The 521-nt window shown below is 41.5% G+C and carries 1 pseudogene; it reads right to left on the bottom strand.

The features are described 5' to 3' along the window. A pseudogene (locus SK086_RS13605) lies at positions 1-521 on the bottom strand (hypothetical protein); the annotation flags it as partial.

The raw sequence follows: 521 nt of genomic DNA, 5'->3' as shown, positions 1-521 counted from the left end.
TACTACGAACGAGTTAGCACATTGCCCTTGAGCGATTGCGTCAACACCTTCTACAGTGATTGTATTAGAACAATTGTCAGTAGCAGTCAACGCTACCATAGCAGGGATTTCACTTGTACAAGCCACAGTTACCGTAGCCGGAGCTTCAGGGGCAACTGGATTTTGAGTGTCATTGACTGTAAATGTAGCAGTTGTAGTTGCAGTATTACCACATGCATCAGTCGCAGTAAATACAACTGTTACAGCTGCAGAACAGTCATTAGACATAGCATCAAAATTATTTGACCAAGTTACATTAGAACAGTTGTCTGATGCTGATGCACCACCGTTTGATTCTAACCAAGTCATTAATGATGATTGATTACCATGACCATCACACTCAACAACAAAATTGGTTGCTTGCGTATCAATGGTAGGCGCTACGTTATCATTTACATTGATAGTTTGAGATACAGCAGAAGTGTTTCCACAAGCATCAACGAAAGTCCAAGTTCTGGTCACTACGAACGAGTTAGCACAGT

The organism is Flavobacterium cheonhonense (assembly GCF_035671315.1).
Classification (GTDB): domain Bacteria; phylum Bacteroidota; class Bacteroidia; order Flavobacteriales; family Flavobacteriaceae; genus Flavobacterium; species Flavobacterium cheonhonense.
This window is presented reverse-complemented; position numbering and strand designations above follow the sequence as displayed.